The following is a 17,144-nucleotide window of genomic DNA, read 5'->3' as shown; positions in this document are numbered from 1 at the left end:
CGCTCATACTGGAACAGTAAACCTCAATCTGTTCCGTTTTCGACTATTCCCCTCAGGAGGTCCGGTGACCTCGACCGCCCCGGCACCGTCGGCCGCCCGCACCGTCGGCACCCGCGACCGCGCGCTCACGGCCGCCCGCACCTCGATCCTCGAGATCGGCGCCACGCGGACGACGATGGTCGAGGTGGCCCGCCGCTCCGGAGTCGGACGGACCACCCTCTACCGCCACTGGCCGGACGCCACCGCCCTCTTCGCCGACCTGCTCACCCGCGAGCTCACCGAGGTCATGGAGGGCATGGAGGGCATGGAAGGCATGGCGGTCACCGAGTTCACGGCGCGGGTCGACCCCGCGCTACCCGGATCCGCGCCCCGCGACGCGGACGACCTGGTCCGGTTGCTGTGCACCTTCGCCGACGAGGTGCGGACGAACCCGCTGCTGGACGCGTTCCGCAGGCACGAGTCCGCGATGCTCTCCGAGTACGTCTTCCACAGGCTCGGCACCTCACAGCGCCACCTCATCGAGGTGCTCCGAGCCCTGCTCTCTCAGGTGATCACGAGCGATCCCAGACTCGCGGGACGCGACGCGGACCGGACCGCCGCCATGCTCTTCCTCGCCGTCCAGGGCCTGGTCCTGTCGGCACCGCTCGCCGATCCCCCGCTCGACCCGGACGGCTGGCGCACCGAACTGCACCTGCTCATCAGGGGGTACCTCGGCCTATGACCGCTCACGCCGCACCGGGCGGCTCGGCTCGCGCCGAGTCGCCGCACACCACCGCCCTGTCCGCCGCGCGGCGGGCGCGCGAGCTCGCTGAACTGCGCGAGCGCGACACCCCCGTGGATCTGGTGGTGATCGGCGGGGGCATCACCGGTGCCGGGATCGCGCTCGACGCCGCCTCCCGCGGGCTCGAGACCGTCCTCGTCGAGGCACACGATCTGGCGTTCGGCACCAGCCGGTGGTCCTCCAAGCTCGCCCACGGAGGGCTGCGCTACCTCGCCACCGGCAACGTCGGAATCGCCCGCCGCTCGGCCGTCGAGCGCGGGATCCTGCTCGAGCGCACGGCCCCCCATCTCGTGCGCCCCCTGGCACAGGTCGTCCCCGTGTACCGGGACACCCCGCCGCTGGGGGCGGTCCTCCCCGGACTGGGGTTCGCCGCCGGCACGTTACTGTCCCGCCTCGCCGGCACGCGGGCCGACAGGCTGCCCGGCGCGCGCGTCCTGCGCGCGGGGTCGGTCGCGCGGTACGTCCCGGGGGTGAGGCGCCACGGGCTGGCGTTCGGACACCTCAACTGGGACTGCCAACTGGTCGACGACGCACGGCTGGTCACCGCGGTGGCACGGACCGCGGCCGGGCACGGAGCCCGGGTACTCACACGGGTGCGCGTCCTGGAGGCGACCGGAACGCAGGTCACCGTCCGCGACGAGCTCGGCCGGAACCCCGGGGAGAAGGAGGGAGACGACGAGTTCACCATCTCCGCGCGAGCCGTTGTGAGTGCCACCGGCGTCTGGGCCGGCGAGACCACACCGGGCGTGCGCGTGCGACCCTCGCGCGGCACCCACCTCGTGATCAGGTCGGCCGCGCTGGGCGATCCCGCGGGCGCCCTCACCGTGCCCGTGCCGGGCGAGACCAACCGCTTCTGCTTTGCCATCCCCGCCGAGTTCGATCGGCTCCACGTGGGCCTGACCGACGTGGACGCCCCCGGGCCGATCCCCGACGTGCCGACGCCCGACCGACACGAGATCGATTTCCTTCTCGACGTGATCAACCGGGCCCTCGAGACCGAACTGACCCGGGACGATGTAATCGGGACGTTCGCGGGACTGCGCCCGCTGGTCGACTCGGGTGACGGCGACACCGCGGACCTCTCGCGCGAACACGCGCTGATCACCGCGGACAACGGTCTCATCACCATCACCGGCGGCAAGCTCACCGAGTACCGACTCATGGCCGAGCAGGCGGTCGACCTGGTCGTACGGAAGACCGGCGTCGCCGCGGCACCGTGCCGCACCGCCGACCTGCCGTTGGTCGGGGCCCCCGGCCACCACGAGCGCGTGCGACCGAGCGCCTCGGCGAGTGCGCTCCCCGCCACCCCCTCGGACGGGCGACCCACTGCTCCGGCCGCCCGGGGCCGCCTACCGGCGTCGCTGGTGGCGCGTTTCGGGCAGGAGTCCGCCACCGTGGTGACCGAGAGTCTGCTGGACCGGCCCCTGGAGCGCGTCGCGGACGGGCTCGACGTCACCCGCGCGGAGTTCTCCTATGCGGTCACGCACGAGGGCGCACTGACGGTCGATGACATCCTCGACCGACGCAGCCGTGTCGGGCTGGTGCCCGCAGACCGCGCGGCCGCCGAACCCGTCGCGCGGGAGGCCCTCGACGCCGCGCGGTGATCTGCGGACCGGCGTCAGGACAGCGTGCGGGGTGCCTGGAACTCGGCCTCGAACCGCTCGAAGGAGAACGCCCCGATCGCCCGAGCCCGATCGAGTCCCAGCTCGCGGATCGCCCCGGCGAGCCGGGCGATGTGTGGGTCTCCGTCCTCGGCCCCGGCGGTGATAGACACGCGCGCACCCCCCAGCGGACGGAACCGGCCGCCTGCGACCTTCGCGCCAGCGCTGACCAGGACCGGCTTGCCGTCGAGGACCTGGATGCAGTTCATCCCGAGGGAGTGACGACCGGGCACCGGCACTCCCATGCGGGTGTCGAGCCTGAGGTCGATCCCCCCCGTCCCGGAGGACCCGACAGCCCCCAGACGGGCGTCGTCGAGCGCGCCGCCGGCCGTGCCGACCATGTCGCCCTTCCACTTGGGGAAACCCCAGAGCTCATTGCCGGCCGCGAGGGTGAAGTCCTGGTCGACCGGCAGCTCGTGGATGTGCTGCCGCACCCCGACTCCCGGGACCTTGACCTGGAACGCCAACCCCACCTCGTGATAGCCGCCCAGGACATTGCCCGGGACATCGTGGTAGCGGACGTGGATCATCGTGACCGGCGTCCGGCCACCCGGCAGCGAGACCGGCTCGGCCCCGGCGGAGTCCAGGACGGCGGACTGGGGCCCGGCGGCGATCAGCCGCCGGGCCACTGTCGTCCGCGACAGGAATGCGGCGCCCGAAATCGAGGCGGAGACGACGGGGACCGGGAACGTGATCTGGCGACCCGCGACGACACGGGTGGTGGGAGAACTCATACCCCGACGTTAGCCGCTGCGGTAACAGGTTTCAGTGCATTTCGGGGCTAACGTCCCGGTCCGACCGGCACCGCAGAACCCCCGGCCACCCTCACCCGTGACCGGGGTGCCCGGTGTCTCAGGTGGGGTCCGACAGGTCCTCGGAGGGTACGGCCGCAAGTTGACCGCTGGACTTGCCCTTGTACCGGGGCCGCAACAGGTTCGACGGCGAGAGGATGTCATCGACCTCCTCCGCCGAGAGCAGACCCATCTCCAACACGACCTCGCGGACGCCGCGACCCGATCGCGCACATTCCCGCCCCACCAGGTCACCGTTGTGGTGCCCGATGACCGGGTTGAGATACGTGACGATCCCGATCGAGTCCATGACGTTGCGGCGCGCCACCTCCACGTTGGCGGTGATGCCCCGGACGCACTTCTCCGTGAGGGTCTCCATCGCGGACGTGAGCAACGAGATCGACTCGAACATCGCCTGGGCGATCACCGGCTCCATCACGTTGAGTTGCAGCTGGCCCGCCTCGGCCGCCATCGTCACCGTGACGTCGTTGCCGATCACCTTGAAGCAGACCTGGTTGACCACCTCCGGGATCACCGGGTTCACCTTGGCCGGCATGATCGAGGACCCCGCCTGGAGCTCCGGGAGGTTGATCTCGTTGAGACCCGCCCGCGGACCGGAGGACAGCAGGCGCAGATCGTTGCAGATCTTGGACACCTTCGACGCGGTCCGCTTGAGGGCCGCGTGGACGTTGACGTAATCGCCGGTGTCGCTGGTCGCCTCGATGAGATTCATCGCCCCGGTCACCGGCAGACCGGTCACGAGCCGCAGGTGCTCGATGACCGCACGCCGGTAGTCCGGTGGCGTGTTGACCCCGGTGCCGATGGCCGTGGCGCCCAGGTTCACGTCGAGCAGCATCCGGGCCGCGGCGCCGAGGACGTGGAGCTCCTCGTCGAGCGTCACCGCGAACCCGCCGAACTCCTGCCCCAATGACATCGGGACCGCGTCCTGCAACTGCGTGCGACCCATCTTGAGGACCTCGCGGAACTCCTCCGACTTGTCGTAGAAGGCCTCGCGCAACGCGACGATGGCAGGCTCGAGCCGCTCGAGGGAGTGCCACAGGGCGATCCGGAACCCGGTCGGGTACGCGTCGTTGGTGGACTGCGAACGGTTGACGTCGTCGTTGGGGCTGATCACGTCGTAGGCGCCCTTCGGCTGCCCGATCCGCTCCAGCGCGAGATTGGCCACCACCTCGTTGGTGTTCATGTTGACCGACGTCCCTGCCCCACCCTGGTAGACGCACGAGGGGAACTGGTCCATGCAGCGGCCGTCGACGAGTATCTCGTCGCAGGCACCGACGATGGCCTCGGCGACGTCCGGGTCCAGGACACCCATCTCCACGTTGGCCAGCGCCGCGGCCTTCTTGACCATGACCATCCCGCGGATGAAGTCCGGGATGTCGCTGATGGTCGTGGAGGCGATCGGGAAGTTCTCGACCGCCCTCACGGTGTGGATCCCGTAATAGGCGTCAGCCGGAACCTCTCTCTCGCCGAGGAGGTCTCGTTCCACACGGGTCTGGGTCATTCGTCCTCCGCTGGTCGGGTCGCCACGATCCACAGTAGCCACGCCCCCCGGCCCGCGGGCGGTGTCGCTGTTCGCGGGGATCCCCCGCCGCCGCGCCACTGTGCCTAGGGTGTGGTCATGTCCCGCACGACGACCTCCCGTCGCACCCGGACCCTGACCGCGGCGAAAGACGTCCTGCGACCATTGGCCCCCTCCGACGGGCTCCTGGGAAGCATCATCGACAGGGGCCAGGAACCCCTGCCTCGAGGAACCTGGGTGGTCTTCGGGGTGGCCTTCGCGGGCTTCGCCGTGCCCGTCATCGGGTTCGTGGAACTGGCCGAGAGGATCAGGTCCGGCGCCAAACTTCCCTTCGACCGGCCCGTCATGCTGTGGCTGCGTCGGCGGCACACACCACGCACCACCCGGATCGTCAGGGCCGTCACCGAACTCGGTGGGGTCACCGCGGTTCCCGTCTTCGCCCTCACCGCCGCCGGCTACCTGGCGTACGTGCGGGGCAGTCGTCGCCCGGCCGCGCTGCTCACGGTGTCCCTGGTCGGGTCCACCATCATCAACTCGGTCCTCAAACTCCTGTACCGGCGCGACCGCCCCACCTTCTTCGCCCACATCGTGCAGGAGAAGAGCTATTCGTTCCCCAGCGGACACGCGATGGCGAGCGCGGCCCTCGCCGGGTGCGCCTGCGTACTCGCCTGGCCCACCGGATGGCGGTACCCGGTGATCGCGGGATCTGCAGCGTACGTCCCCGCGGTCGGGGTGACCCGCATGTACCTCGGGGTCCATTTCCCCAGCGATGTCCTCGCCGGCTGGTGCGTCAGCCTGGCCTGGGTGGGCGAGGTGGCCACGATCATGTGGCTCGCCGACCGCCTCGACTACGTCCCGCGGCTGCTCTCGCGCCCGGAGGCGTGATGGACCCCCACCCGCGGGGTGACCGGAGGGCGGCCCCGGAGGTGATCCTGACCGAGGCCTTCGCTCCCTGGGTGGTGCTCACGGTCGGCTCGCTCCACCTCGGGCGCCGCGTGGGCTCGCCCGGCTGGGGCCTCGCGACCGCGTCGGGGCTGGGGCTGGTGCCGCAGGCGGCCATCGCCTGGAGGGTCCGACGTAAGGCCTTGTCCGATCACCACGTCACCCGGCGGGAGGACCGCCCGCTCGTGATCGCCGGCATCGCCGGGTCGGTGGTGACACTGATGGTGGCCCAACGACGTCGCGAAGCACCGCCCGAGTTGAGGCGCATGACCCGGGCCGCCCTCGTGGCACTGGGCGTCGCGGGCGCCGCCACCACTCGGGTCAAGGTCTCCTTCCACATCGCGGTCCTGGCCGGCGTCATCGCGGTGCTGGCCCGGGAACTGTCGCACCGTTACTGGCGGCTGCTCACTCTGATTCCCCCCGTGGCCTGGGCCCGGGTCCGGATCGATCACCACACTCCGGTGGAGACCGCACTGGGCGGCGTGATCGGAGCTGTCTGCGGCTACTGGGGAGGCGGCCGGCGCCCCGCGGGATCCGACCCGGACACCCGCGGGGCGACGATCGACTGACCGTTCGTCAGATCCGGTCGACCAGCAGTCGGGCGAACGCAGCGGGGTCCGACAGCGTCCCGCCCTCGGCCAGGACCGCCGCACCCGAGAGCAGGCGCGCCGACTGGGCGAGCCCCGGGGCCGACGGGTCCTCGGCATGCTGCGTCCGCAACCGCTCGACCAGAGGGTGCGACGGGTTGAGTTCCAGGATCCTCTTGCTGGTCGGCAACTCCATGCCCGAGGCCCGGTACATGGCCTCGAGCTGCGGGGTCATGTCGAACTCGTCGCCGACCATGCACGCGGCGGACTCGGTCAGACGATGCGAGAGTCGCACCTGCTTGACCTCGTCGGCCAACTCCTCGCCCAGCCAGCCGAGCAACCCGGCGAACTCCGCGGAATCCGCCTCGCCCGTCGTGTCCTGGCCCTCGGCTCCGATACCGGACAGGTCCACATCACCCTTGGCCACCGAGCGCAGCCGCCTGCCGTCGACCTCGCCGACCGCGTCGACCCACACCTCGTCGACCGGGTCGGTGAGCACCAGCACCTCCACACCCCGTGCCCGGAACGCCTCCAGATGCGGGGAGTTCTCCACCGCCGCACGGGACGTGCCGGTGAGGTAGTAGATCTCCTCCTGCCCCTCGACCATCCGGGAGACATACTCGGCGATCGTCGTGCCCGCCTCGTCCTCGCCCCCGGTGCCCTCGGTGCCCTCTGAACCCTCTGGAACCTCGGTGACCCCGTCGGACTCCTCCGGACGCGGACGAGTGGACGCGAACGTGCTCACGGCCAGCAGCTGCTCGCGGGCGTCGACATCGGAGATCAGGCCCTCCTTCAGAACCGCGCCGAAGTTCTTCCAGAACGAACGGAACTCCTCGGGACGCTCGGTCCTGAGCTGCTCGATGGTCTGCAGCACCCGCTTGACCAGTCGCTTGCGGATCGCGCGGACCTGACGGTCCTGTTGCAGGATCTCGCGCGAGACGTTGAGCGAGAGGTCCTGGGCGTCGACGATGCCCTTGACGAAGCGCAGGAAGGGAGGCACCAGCTCCTCGCAGTCGTCCATGATGAAGACTCTGCGGACGTAGAGCTGAACGCCGCGCTTGGCGTCCGGCGAGAACAGGTCGAACGGCACCTGGGTGGGCAGGAACAGCAGCGCCTGGTACTCGAACGTCCCCTCCGCCTTGAGGGTGATGGTCTCCAGCGGCTCGTCCCAGGCGTGGGAGACGTGACGGTAGAACTCCGCGTACTCCTCATCAGTCACCTCGGAGCGGGGCCGCGTCCACAGCGCCTTCTGCGAGTTGAGCGTCACGGTCTCGGTGAGCGCGCTCTCCGCGGCGGGGTCGTTCCCCTCGTCGTCATCCCCCGTCGGCTCCGGTGCCGGGCGCTGCACCTCCATGCGGATCGGCCAGGAGATGAAGTCAGAGTAGGTGCGCACGACCCGGCGCAGCGTGGACTCCGCGGCATAGTCCGGCAGCGCCGCGTCCCCGCCGGCGGGCTTGAGCCGGAGGACCACCGAGGTGCCCTGAGGAGCATCGGGGGCCTCCTCGATCGTGTACGTCCCCTCGCCTCCCGACGTCCAGCGGGTGCCGGTGGTCTCGCCGGCCTTACGGGTGACCAACGTGACCTCGTCGGCGACCATGAACGTGGAGTAGAACCCGATACCGAATTGCCCGATGAGATCGGCGGTCACCTGCTCGCTGGCCTCGCCCGCCTCCTGCGCCGCGCGCGCCGCCGCGAGAGCCTCCCGCATCTGCCCGGTGCCCGATTTCGCAAGCGTGCCGATGAGGTCCACCACCTCGTCGCGGGACATCCCGATGCCGTTGTCGCGGATCGTCAGGATGCGGGCCTGCTCATCGGGGATCAACTCGATGTGCAGGTCCGAGGTGTCGACCCCCAGCGAGGAGTCCTGAATCGCGGCCAGCCTCACCTTGTCCAGCGCGTCCGAGGAGTTGGAGATGACCTCTCGGAGGAAGGTGTCCGGGTTGGAGTAGATCGAGTGGATCATCAGATCCAGCAGCTGCCGGGTCTCGGCCTGGAACTCCCGGGTCTCTGCTGCACCGGAGGTCTGCGGGCTCATGGCGGGTATCGGTCCTTTCTCGTCACGGCTGAAGGGCTGGCGCGATCTGGTCACACCGTCCCAGTCAACCTAGTGTGAGGGCCAGACATTCCTGCAGATGAGGTGCCCGTGACCCCGACCCCGTTGAGCCCGGAGGACCTCGCGGTCCTCGACCGCGCCACCACCCTGTTCGGCCGCGCGCTCTCCGGCGGTCTCGAGGGCGACTGCGGCGCCTGCCCGGGATGGAGCCGACGCGACTGCGCCAATCACGTCCTGGGCGGCGGGCTGCGCTACGCCGCCTACTTCCCGCGGTTGCCGGAAGCGGAGATCGCGTGGACCCGCACCGCCGACCACGCCGGCGAGAGGCCGGTCCCCGCCCTGCACCGCACGTCCGCCGGCCTGCGAAAGGAATTCGCGCGGGCCCGGGACGCCGACGCGCTGGTCCCGCACCGACTGGCCGAGATACCGGTTCGCGACCTCCTCGCGCTGCGGGTGTTCGAACTGCTGGTCCACGCGCACGATCTCGAGCCGCGGACGTGGGAGTCCGAGGAGGCGGAGGACCTGGCCGCCTGGACCCTCGACCACGCCCGGAGAGTGGTGGAGCTGATGCGGTCGTTCGACGTGCTCGCCGAAGCGGGCCCGGTCTCGCTCGGGGCGGATTCGCGTGCCCGCCTGCTCGCACTGGCCGGCCGGCGACCTGCGTCGGCCGGACCGAGCGGCGAGGACGCCGAGACCGGAGACGACGACGGCGAGATTTAACGTGACCTGTGCCACGAGTAGGTCTAGCGTGGCGTCTACCGGGTCGCACCGGCACGCGGTCACCCGTGACGAGAGGCTCCGACCATGGCCATGACCTGCGTCCCCTACATCTCCTTCCCCGGCAACGCAGCCGAGGCGTTCCCCTACTACCAGGAACTTTTCGGGGGGACGCTCGAGGTGATGACCTACGACCAGTTCCCCTCCACCGAGGACTTCCCGTTCGACCCGCCCCACGGGTCGGTGGCGCACGCGACCCTCGAGGCCCCCGGGATCACCCTGACCGGTGGAGATGCGATGGGCGAGACCCTCCCGCAGCCGAGGAACGATGTCTATTCGTTCCTCCTGGGGTTCGACACCGAGGACGAGGCCCGTGCGTTCCTGGACAAGGTCACCGGTAGCGGGGGCGAGATGGCGATGCCGTTCGAGGTCGCCCCGTGGGGGGACCTCTACGGGCAGGTCCACGATCGGTTCGGCATCCGGTGGGACGTGGTGGTCGAGGGCGAGGCAGGCTGACTTCCCGACTGAACGACCCGTGTCCGCGATGTCGGTCTCGTCTGCTTGTTACGGTTCTGGCATGGATATCTCCGGAGCAAGTGCAATCGTCACAGGCGGTGCGTCGGGAATCGGCGCCGCCGTCGTCCGTCAGCTCGCCGCCCAGGGGGCGAAGGTGGTCGTCGCCGACCTCAACGCCGAGAAGGGCGAGGCCCTGGCGAACGAGGTCGGGGGCGCGTTCGTGGCTGTCGACGTGACCAAAACCGAGGACAACGTCAAGGCCGTCGAGGCCGCTCTCGAACTGGGTCCGCTGCGGTACCTGGTCAACTCGGCCGGCATCGGGTGGGCGCAGCGCACGATCGGCCGGGACGGCGAGTTCGCCTCCGCCTTCGACCTCGACTCGTTCCGCAAGGTCATCGACATCAACCTCATCGGCTCGTTCGACATGCTGCGGTTGGCCGCCACGGCCATGTCCCGCGGCGAGGCCGACGACGACGGCCAGAAGGGCGCGATCGTCAACATGGCCTCCGTCGCCGCGTTCGACGGTCAGATCGGCCAGGCCGCGTACTCCGCGTCCAAGGGCGGCATCGTGGGCCTGACCCTGCCCGTCGCCCGAGACCTGTCGGCCGCCGGTATCCGCCTCAACACCGTGGCCCCCGGCCTCATCGACACCCCCATCTACGGTGAGGGCCCCGATTCCGAGGCGTTCAAGGCCAAGCTCGGCGAGAGCGTGCTGTTCCCCAAGCGCCTCGGCTCGGGCGACGAGCTGGCGTCGATGGTGATGGAGCTTCTCACCAACCCGTACATGAACGCGCAGACCGTCCGCGTCGACGGTGGCATCCGGATGCCACCGAAGTAGCACGCCCCGCCACGGAAGTAGCACGCCCCGCCATCGAAAAGGACGTTCCGCGCCTGCCCTCTCGGGCGATGTGTGCGGAACGTCCTTCTCGACGGTGCGGGTCTCTGGCGGCGCGGGTCTCGACGGTGCGGGTCTCTGGCGGTGCGCGGCGCGGCGGCTCAGGCCCTGGCGCGGCGCTTCTTCAGCCGACCTTCGAGGTACACGGCGAACTTGGTGAGCGAGTAGTTGATGACGACGAAGAGGATGCCCGCCACGATGTACGCGGGAACGGTGTTGGCGTAGGCGGACCCCAGGGTCTTGGACCAGTTGAGCAACTCCAGGTAGGTGATGCCGTAGCCGAGTGCGGAGTCCTTGAGGACCACGACGAGTTGGCCGACGAGCGCCGGGAGCATGGCCGTGAGTGCCTGCGGTAGCTGGATCGAGCGGAGCACCTGCCCCGGGGTGAGGCCCACGGCGAGCCCGGCCTCCGTCTGCCCCTTGGGCAGTCCGTGGACTCCGGAGCGGACGAGTTCCGCGATGACCGCACCGTTGTAGAGGGTCAGGGCGGTGACCACCGCGGCCAGCGGCGCGTGCTGGTTGGGCACAAGGTTCGAGGTTGCGAAGTAGCCGAAGTAGGCGAACACCATCATCAGCAGCACCGGGACCGAGCGGAAGAACTCCACGATCACGCCGCAGAACCACCGCAGTGGGGCGAACGGCGAGAGCCTGCCCATGCCGAAGAGCAGCCCGAAGATCACCGCGAGGACGATCGAGATGGCCGCCGCGGTGAACGTCCCCTTGAGACCGGGGATCAGGTAGGAGGTCCACACCTCCGGGTCGGTGACGAACGGCTCCCACATGAACGCCTGCAGCTGGCCGGCGGCCTCGAACTGGATGTAGACCACGTAGGCGATGCCGACGGCGATCAGGGCACCGATCACCGTGAAGATCTTGTGGCGGAGGCGGGCCTTGGGGCCCGGGGCGTCGAACAGGACGGCCTGGGTGCTCATCGCTTCACCGACAGCTTCCGTGAGAGGGACGTGGTCCAGAGTCCGATCGGGAGGGTGAGGATCACGAACACCATGGCGAAGAAGAAGAACGTCGGCAGGCTCGCGCCCTCGTTCTCCGTGATCACCTGGAGCAGCCCGGCCGAGTCGCCCACGCCGATGACGGCGGCGACCGTCGAGTTCTTGATGAGAGCGATGATCACCGAACCCATGGGTGCGATGGACCCTCGGAACGCCTGCGGGAGGATCACCTCCCGCAGCGACTGCCCGAACCCGAGTCCGATGGACCGGGCGGCCTCGGCCTGGCCCACCGGGACCGTGTTGACACCGGAGCGCAGGGCCTCGCAGACGTACGCCGCGTGGTAGACAGCGAGCATGATCGCGGCCCACCAGAAGGCGTTGCGGGCGAAGTCGTCCGAGACGGACAGCTGGAGGATGAAGGACAGGCCGAGGATGCTGAACACCATCAGCAGCGTCAGCGGCAGGTTCCGGAAGATGTTGACGTAGGAGGTGCCGAGTCCGCGGAGGACGGCCACCGGGGAGACCCGCAGGATCGCGATGATCGTCCCCAGCACCAATGCGCCCACCGTCCCGAGGAGCGAGAGCTGAATGGTGACCCACACCGCCCCGAGGACGTCATAGTCGGCGAAGATATCGCCCATGGTCCACCTTCCGTCATGAGGTGTGGAGGGCCTCCGCGCCACCGTTCACCGGTGGCGCGGAGGAGTTGTCAGGTCAGATCAGGCGCAGGCGTCCGGGTTGGGCGGGTTGCCCTCTCCCGGCTCGAAGCCCGCCGCTCCGAGGTTCTCCTCGACGGCCGCGTCCCAGCTGCCGTCGGAGATCATCTCGCGGATGGCCTCGTTGATCTGCTCGCACTTCTCCGTGTCGCCCTTCTGGATACCGATCCCGTAGAGCTCCTCGGAGAAGGGGGATCCGACCACCTTGAGCTGACCCTGGTACTGGTCCTGCGCGGCGTAACCCGCGAGGATCGTGTCATCCGTGGTGAGTGCGTCGACCGCGTTGGAGACCAGTGCCGAGACGCACTCGGAGTAGGTGCCGAACTCCTGGAGGTTGACCCCCGGGACCTCCTCCTGGACGTTCTGCGCCGAGGTCGACCCGGAGACCGAGCACAGGCGCTTGCCGTCGAGCGACTCCGGCCCGGTGATGCTGTCGTCGTCCGCGCGGACCAGGAGGTCCTGGCCGGCGATGAAGTACGGTCCGGCGAAGTCGACCTTCTCCTTGCGGGAGTCGGTGATCGAGTAGGTGGCCACGATCATGTCCACCTGCCCGGTCTCGAGGAGGGTCTCGCGCTGCGCGCTCGGTGCCTGGACCCACTCGATGTCCTCGGCGGGGGTGCCGAGCTTCTCGGCCACGTAGGTGGCCACGTCGACGTCGAGCCCGTTGTAGTCGTTGCCCACCTTCAGCCCCAGGCCCGGCTGGTCGAACTTGATGCCGATCCGGAGCTGGTTCTCGCCCCCGTCATCGTTCCCGCACGCGGCCAGGCCGAGAGCCAGGGTGACCGCCGCTGCGGCCGATCCGATCCGTCGGAAGTTCATGTGTTCTCCTCGTGAAATGGGTGGGTCGAGATCTGGGGGAGGTGATTCTGGAACGGGGGCCCGGTTCGGGGGTGGTGAGCGGACCCGAGCCGACTCAGTTGGTCAGGATCTTGGACAGGAAGTCCTTGGCACGGGCGCTCTGCGGGTTGGTGAAGAAATCCTCAGGGGTGGCCTGTTCGACCAGTTCCCCGTCGGCCATGAAGATGACGCGGTCGGCGGCCTTGCGCGCGAATCCCATCTCGTGGGTGACCACGACCATGGTCATCCCGGACCTCGCCAGCCCGGTCATCACGTCGAGGACCTCGTTGATCATCTCCGGGTCCAGGGCGGAGGTGGGCTCGTCGAAGAGCATGACCTTGGGGTCCATCGCGAGGGACCGCGCGATGGCGACACGCTGCTGTTGACCACCCGAGAGCTGGGCCGGGTACTTGGACGCCTGGTGCTCGACACCCACCCGCTCCAGCAGTTCCATCGCCCGCTTCTCCGCGACGGCCTTGGACTGTTTGCGCACCTTGATGGGGCCGAGGGTGACGTTCTCGAGGATCGTCTTGTGCGCGAACAGGTTGAACGACTGGAAGACCATGCCGACGTCCGCACGGAGCTTGGCGAGCGCCTTGCCCTCCTCGGGCAGCTCCTTGCCGTCGATGGTGATCGAGCCCGACTCGAAGGTCTCGAGCCTGTTGATCGCCCTGCACAGCGTCGACTTGCCCGAGCCCGAGGGGCCGATCACGACGATGACCTCGCCCTGATCGATGGACATGGTGATGTCCTTGAGCGCCTGGAAGTCACCGAAGTGCTTGTTCACGCCTGAGATCTCGACGAGTGCCATGGGAGGGATCATAGGCGGCTGAGGATTCATCGAGGATCGACTCGCCGATTGGACCTTTCCGGTCGACAACTCCACCGGCCCTCCGTACCGTCAACCCATGGCGATATCAGACGTGAAGGAATACGCCCATCTCTCCGCCGAGGACGTCGAGGCGATCGGTGAGGAACTCGACGCGATCCGCCAGGAAGTCGTGGACTCGCTCGGCGAATCCGACCGCCGGTACGTGCAGAACACGATCCGGCTCCAGCGCGGCCTGGTGGCCGGTGGCCGGGCGGTCCTCCTCTTCTCCGGGTACCGCCCGGCGTGGCTGGTGGGCACCGGGATGCTGGCCGCGGGCAAGATCATCGAGAACATGGAGCTCGGCCACAACGTGATGCACGGGCAGTGGGACTGGATGAACGACCCGGTCATCCACTCCACCACCTGGGAGTGGGACATCGTGGGCACCTCCGAGCACTGGAAGGCCACTCACAACCATCACCACCACACGTACACCAACATCATCGGGATGGATGACGACGTCGGGTACGGCGTGGTCCGTGTGACGCGTGACCAGCCGTGGAACCCGGCGTACTCACTGAACCTGGTGTGGAACACCATCCTGGCGTTCACCTTCCAGTGGGGCGTGGGGGTCCAGCACCTCGAGATCGCGCCGGGCACCATCAACTCGTCCGGCCGGGCCGAGCAGAAGCGGCGCATCGGGCAGTTCCTGCGCAAGGCCCGCCGTCAGGTGGGCAAGGACTACGTGTGGTTCCCGCTCCTGTCGGGCCCCAACTGGAAGTCGACGATGGCCGCCAACGCCGCCGCCAACGTCATCCGGAACCTGTGGTCCAACGCCGTGATCTTCTGCGGGCACTTCCCGGACGGTGCGGACAAGTTCACCCTGGAGGACCTCTCCGAGGAGACCCAGGCGCAGTGGTACCTGCGTCAGATGCTCGGCTCCGCCAACTTCACCGGAAGCCAGCTCACCCACTTCATGTCGGGCAACCTCTCCTACCAGATCGAGCACCACCTCTTCCCCACCATCCCGTCCAACCGGTACGGCGAGATCTCGGAGAAGGTCCAGGACGTCTGCCGTCGCTGGGATCTGCCGTACACGACGGGTCCGCTCTACAAGCAGTACTGGCAGTCGTGGCGCACGATCGCCAAGCTCTCGCTGCCCGACCGCTTCCTCAAGGCCACCACGGACGACGCGCCGGAAACCAGGTCGGAGCGCATGTTCGAGGGTGAGCCGCGGACCTACGACGATCACGCGGGCCCCCGGTCGGGCCTGGTCACCGCCCTGAAGCACCGGACCGCCCCGAACCAGCTCCGTCGCCTGACCCGCACGGTCTGACGGTGGCGGACGACCGGGGGGACGAAGGGGCTGCCGGCGGAGACCGGACGCCGAGCGTCGACGAGACGCATCGGCGACCCCCCGGCGCGACCGATGCCGAGGTGGAGGCCGCAGGCACCGCCACCGAGGCACTGGAGTACGTCGAGCGGGCCCGTGGCCACCTCTACGACCTGCACCAGCTGATCGGGCGCGCGGACATCCTCTACCAGCAGGCCGCGGATCAGCTGGAGGCGGTCGGCCGCACGGAGCTCGCGGAGCTGATCCGTACCGAGATGGTCGGGGTGAACGTCCTCCACGGGCGGTGGACGTTCCAGATGGTCGAGGAGTTCGACGACGGGTTCTGGACCACGGCCCGCGAGGTGAGCAAGGCCGTCCGCGACGAGGTCACCGGAGGGCGTCGCCACGTCTACGAGGCCGAGCTCAAGGAGCGGAACCGGTCCGCGGGTATCACCGGTCATGAGGCGACCCCGCGGGAGGATCTCTAACCCCCGCGGGGTCGGCCGGCGTCAGCCGGTCGGTCGGCCGGTGTCAGCCGGTCCGGTGCCGGCCCGCCATGGCGTGCCGTTCGGACTCGGTCGTGCCACCCCAGACCCCGTACAGTTCCTTCGATTCCATGGCGAACTGCCTACAGGGGTCGAACACCGGGCAGCCCTGGCAGACGGCCTTGGCCTTCTCCTCCTTGCGGCGGCGCTCCCCCTTGGATTCGTCGTCTGCGCTGTAGAACAGGTCTTCGAGGTCGATGCAGGCGGCGTCGTCCCGCCAGGACCAGAACTCGGCGGTCGGCTCGAGGTTTCTGTATCGGGGCACGGCATCTCCTTTCCGCGCGGCTGAAGTGCCCTGCCATGAGCCCTGGATGTTCAGAACGCGGACCTTCATCCTGTCAGCCGACAGGGAGAGGTCAAACGGAAACCGGCACACCAAGGCGTGCCTAACTACCTGAGAACCCCTGTGCTACTTGCTTGGTCAGCAAGATTGTCGCGGAAGTGAGAATTCGGCAATCCGGCGCGGACCGCACTTCGTCACCTGACGAGCCCCGTCGTCGCGGCCCGGATCACCTCGGCGGCGCGGGACGCCGCTCCGTCGACACCCCACCACGACCTGATCCCGGTCGACTCCCCGTCGCGGAAGCGGTCGACCTGTTCCATGACCGCCCGGGCGACCGCCGTCGGGCCGTTGCCGTATCGCATCACCGACGCCCCCGGGATCCCGTCGAGCGCCTCGGCCGTGGCGTCCTGCTCCCCGTACGGCCGGCGACCCGGGACCACCACCAGTGGGACGTCAGCACAGGCGGCGTCGGCCACGGACGCCTGCCCGGCACCGGTCACCACCACATCGGCGGAGCACAACTCGGGCCACGGGTCCTCGTGCCACGATCCGTCCGGGCCGCCGATCTCCAGCCACTCGGTCACCCCGAGGTCGCGAGCGGTGGTCCTCACCGCCCGCCAGAACCTGTGGTCCCCGCCCGACCCGGAGCCGTTCAGATGGACCACCCGGGGTCGGCGACGACGGTCCCGTGGTTCACGGTCCCGTCGTTCGAACCGGGACACGCCCCCGATCTCCGCCACCGGGCTCTCGGTCCGCCGCAGGGTGGCCTGGTGCACGCCCGGGGGCCACGCCCCGATCAGACGCTCCGCCGCGCGGACGCGCAGCAGGTGGGGCTCGTCCTCCCTCACCCCCGGAGGGAGGGTGCTGACCATCGGGATCCCGGTCATCCGCGCGGCCAGCGACATGGCGGGCGAGGAATCGACCCAGAACGCGCGAGGGCGTGCGTGGTCGATCCAGGCGACGGCGGCGCGGCGGGCCGAGAGGGTGAGTTCCTCCGCGTCCTCCTCGTCGTCGATGCCGGGAGGGAGGTGGACGACCCGGGCCCCCGGGGGGAGGAGCGCGTCGTCGAACTGTCCTGCGATCAGCACCGTCACATCGAGGCCCCGCTCCCGCAGGGCACCCATCACGGGGAGCACGCGGTGGAGATGACCCCGCCCACGGTTGTGGACGTAGATGCCGATCATCT

General features: G+C 69.1%; 18 protein-coding genes. 9 read left to right on the top strand and 9 right to left on the bottom strand.

All coding sequences use genetic code 11. From position 1 onward, the window contains the following. The first annotated feature begins 64 nt into the window (after positions 1–64). Together CEY15_RS12865 and CEY15_RS12860 are read left to right on the top strand one after the other, a co-directional pair. Complete coding sequence (locus CEY15_RS12865) at positions 65–721, top strand: TetR/AcrR family transcriptional regulator (protein WP_095718789.1); 657 nt, start codon at positions 65–67, stop codon at positions 719–721. Next, a complete protein-coding gene (locus CEY15_RS12860) occupies positions 718–2,385 on the top strand; it encodes a glycerol-3-phosphate dehydrogenase/oxidase (RefSeq protein WP_095718788.1) in 1,668 nt (555 codons plus the stop codon). The genes CEY15_RS12865 and CEY15_RS12860 overlap by 4 nt, the downstream gene beginning before the upstream one ends. Positions 2,386–2,399: 14 nt before the next feature. Here CEY15_RS12860 and CEY15_RS12855 read toward each other — a convergent pair whose 3' ends face one another. Then, positions 2,400–3,176 (bottom strand): acetoacetate decarboxylase family protein, encoded by a 777-nt coding sequence (locus tag CEY15_RS12855; RefSeq protein ID WP_095718787.1) that lies wholly within the window; start codon positions 3,174–3,176, stop codon positions 2,400–2,402. Between the two features lie 118 nt (positions 3,177–3,294). After that, the gene (gene aspA / locus CEY15_RS12850; protein WP_095718786.1) at positions 3,295–4,755 is read right to left on the bottom strand and encodes an aspartate ammonia-lyase; all 1,461 of its coding nucleotides are present in this window, start codon (positions 4,753–4,755) and stop codon (positions 3,295–3,297) included. 117 nt (positions 4,756–4,872) lie between these two features. On the opposite strand from aspA, the gene CEY15_RS12845 reads away from it, so the two are divergent. Both CEY15_RS12845 and CEY15_RS12840 read left to right on the top strand, forming a co-directional pair. Beyond that, positions 4,873–5,658 carry a phosphatase PAP2 family protein gene (locus CEY15_RS12845; protein ID WP_095718785.1) on the top strand — a complete coding sequence of 262 codons (786 nt, stop codon included), beginning with the start codon at positions 4,873–4,875 and terminating at the stop codon, positions 5,656–5,658. Further along, the gene (locus tag CEY15_RS12840) at positions 5,658–6,284 is read left to right on the top strand and encodes a hypothetical protein (protein ID WP_095718784.1); all 627 of its coding nucleotides are present in this window, start codon (positions 5,658–5,660) and stop codon (positions 6,282–6,284) included. Before CEY15_RS12845 ends, CEY15_RS12840 begins: the two co-directional genes overlap by 1 nt. A gap of 7 nt (positions 6,285–6,291) precedes the next feature. Here CEY15_RS12840 and htpG read toward each other — a convergent pair whose 3' ends face one another. Beyond that, the gene (htpG, locus tag CEY15_RS12835) at positions 6,292–8,337 is read right to left on the bottom strand and encodes a molecular chaperone HtpG (protein ID WP_095718783.1); all 2,046 of its coding nucleotides are present in this window, start codon (positions 8,335–8,337) and stop codon (positions 6,292–6,294) included. Between the two features lie 108 nt (positions 8,338–8,445). Between htpG and CEY15_RS12830 the strand changes: the two genes are divergently transcribed. From CEY15_RS12830 to CEY15_RS12820, 3 genes are all read left to right on the top strand, one after another. Further along, entirely contained in the window at positions 8,446–9,075 is a 630-nt protein-coding gene (locus tag CEY15_RS12830; protein WP_095718782.1) for a maleylpyruvate isomerase N-terminal domain-containing protein, read from the top strand. A gap of 84 nt (positions 9,076–9,159) precedes the next feature. After that, entirely contained in the window at positions 9,160–9,588 is a 429-nt protein-coding gene (locus CEY15_RS12825; RefSeq protein ID WP_095718781.1) for a VOC family protein, read from the top strand. A gap of 61 nt (positions 9,589–9,649) precedes the next feature. Then, positions 9,650–10,426 carry an SDR family NAD(P)-dependent oxidoreductase gene (locus CEY15_RS12820; RefSeq protein ID WP_017837357.1) on the top strand — a complete coding sequence of 259 codons (777 nt, stop codon included), beginning with the start codon at positions 9,650–9,652 and terminating at the stop codon, positions 10,424–10,426. A gap of 158 nt (positions 10,427–10,584) precedes the next feature. On the opposite strand, the gene CEY15_RS12815 is transcribed toward CEY15_RS12820, so the two are convergent. From CEY15_RS12815 to CEY15_RS12800, 4 genes are all read right to left on the bottom strand, one after another. Further along, a complete protein-coding gene (locus tag CEY15_RS12815; RefSeq protein ID WP_095718780.1) occupies positions 10,585–11,415 on the bottom strand; it encodes an amino acid ABC transporter permease in 831 nt (276 codons plus the stop codon). After that, positions 11,412–12,074 carry an amino acid ABC transporter permease gene (locus CEY15_RS12810; RefSeq protein WP_095718779.1) on the bottom strand — a complete coding sequence of 221 codons (663 nt, stop codon included), beginning with the start codon at positions 12,072–12,074 and terminating at the stop codon, positions 11,412–11,414. The genes CEY15_RS12815 and CEY15_RS12810 overlap by 4 nt, the downstream gene beginning before the upstream one ends. A 78-nt stretch (positions 12,075–12,152) precedes the next feature. After that, positions 12,153–12,968 carry a glutamate ABC transporter substrate-binding protein gene (locus tag CEY15_RS12805; RefSeq protein ID WP_095718778.1) on the bottom strand — a complete coding sequence of 272 codons (816 nt, stop codon included), beginning with the start codon at positions 12,966–12,968 and terminating at the stop codon, positions 12,153–12,155. 94 nt (positions 12,969–13,062) lie between these two features. Further along, the gene (locus CEY15_RS12800; protein ID WP_095718777.1) at positions 13,063–13,797 is read right to left on the bottom strand and encodes an amino acid ABC transporter ATP-binding protein; all 735 of its coding nucleotides are present in this window, start codon (positions 13,795–13,797) and stop codon (positions 13,063–13,065) included. 97 nt (positions 13,798–13,894) lie between these two features. On the opposite strand from CEY15_RS12800, the gene CEY15_RS12795 reads away from it, so the two are divergent. Together CEY15_RS12795 and CEY15_RS12790 are read left to right on the top strand one after the other, a co-directional pair. Beyond that, complete coding sequence (locus CEY15_RS12795; protein WP_095718776.1) at positions 13,895–15,133, top strand: fatty acid desaturase family protein; 1,239 nt, start codon at positions 13,895–13,897, stop codon at positions 15,131–15,133. Positions 15,134–15,135: 2 nt separating this feature from the next. Next, a complete protein-coding gene (locus CEY15_RS12790) occupies positions 15,136–15,618 on the top strand; it encodes a hypothetical protein (protein ID WP_095718775.1) in 483 nt (160 codons plus the stop codon). 43 nt (positions 15,619–15,661) lie between these two features. Here the strand turns inward: CEY15_RS12790 and CEY15_RS12785 are convergent, their stop codons facing one another. Together CEY15_RS12785 and CEY15_RS12780 are read right to left on the bottom strand one after the other, a co-directional pair. Then, positions 15,662–15,940, bottom strand: a complete 279-nt coding sequence (locus CEY15_RS12785; protein WP_095718774.1) for a WhiB family transcriptional regulator — start codon at positions 15,938–15,940, stop codon at positions 15,662–15,664. Positions 15,941–16,152: 212 nt separating this feature from the next. Beyond that, entirely contained in the window at positions 16,153–17,142 is a 990-nt protein-coding gene (locus CEY15_RS12780) for a glycosyltransferase (protein ID WP_095718773.1), read from the bottom strand. Between the last annotated feature and the right edge of the window lie 2 nt (positions 17,143–17,144).

Source organism: Dietzia natronolimnaea (genome assembly GCF_002289575.1).
GTDB classification, from domain to species: Bacteria; Actinomycetota; Actinomycetes; order Mycobacteriales; family Mycobacteriaceae; genus Dietzia; species Dietzia natronolimnaea_A.
Note: the sequence above shows the minus strand (reverse complement) of the source record. Positions and strands in the feature narration are given on the sequence as shown.

Bases quoted from the DNA above. Each gene is read 5' to 3' on its own strand.
- CEY15_RS12795 (WP_095718776.1), top strand. From the start codon at position 13,895: ATGGCGATATCAGACGTGAAGGAATACGCCCATCTCTCCGCCGAGGAC.
- CEY15_RS12810 (WP_095718779.1), bottom strand. From the start codon at position 12,074: ATGGGCGATATCTTCGCCGACTATGACGTCCTCGGGGCGGTGTGGGTC.
- CEY15_RS12815 (WP_095718780.1), bottom strand. From the start codon at position 11,415: ATGAGCACCCAGGCCGTCCTGTTCGACGCCCCGGGCCCCAAGGCCCGC.
- aspA (WP_095718786.1), bottom strand. From the start codon at position 4,755: ATGACCCAGACCCGTGTGGAACGAGACCTCCTCGGCGAGAGAGAGGTT.
- CEY15_RS12840 (WP_095718784.1), top strand. From the start codon at position 5,658: ATGGACCCCCACCCGCGGGGTGACCGGAGGGCGGCCCCGGAGGTGATC.
- CEY15_RS12780 (WP_095718773.1), bottom strand. From the start codon at position 17,142: ATGATCGGCATCTACGTCCACAACCGTGGGCGGGGTCATCTCCACCGC.
- CEY15_RS12800 (WP_095718777.1), bottom strand. From the start codon at position 13,797: ATGGCACTCGTCGAGATCTCAGGCGTGAACAAGCACTTCGGTGACTTC.
- CEY15_RS12820 (WP_017837357.1), top strand. From the start codon at position 9,650: ATGGATATCTCCGGAGCAAGTGCAATCGTCACAGGCGGTGCGTCGGGA.
- CEY15_RS12825 (WP_095718781.1), top strand. From the start codon at position 9,160: ATGGCCATGACCTGCGTCCCCTACATCTCCTTCCCCGGCAACGCAGCC.
- CEY15_RS12805 (WP_095718778.1), bottom strand. From the start codon at position 12,968: ATGAACTTCCGACGGATCGGATCGGCCGCAGCGGCGGTCACCCTGGCT.
- htpG (WP_095718783.1), bottom strand. From the start codon at position 8,337: ATGAGCCCGCAGACCTCCGGTGCAGCAGAGACCCGGGAGTTCCAGGCC.
- CEY15_RS12855 (WP_095718787.1), bottom strand. From the start codon at position 3,176: ATGAGTTCTCCCACCACCCGTGTCGTCGCGGGTCGCCAGATCACGTTC.
- CEY15_RS12845 (WP_095718785.1), top strand. From the start codon at position 4,873: ATGTCCCGCACGACGACCTCCCGTCGCACCCGGACCCTGACCGCGGCG.
- CEY15_RS12860 (WP_095718788.1), top strand. From the start codon at position 718: ATGACCGCTCACGCCGCACCGGGCGGCTCGGCTCGCGCCGAGTCGCCG.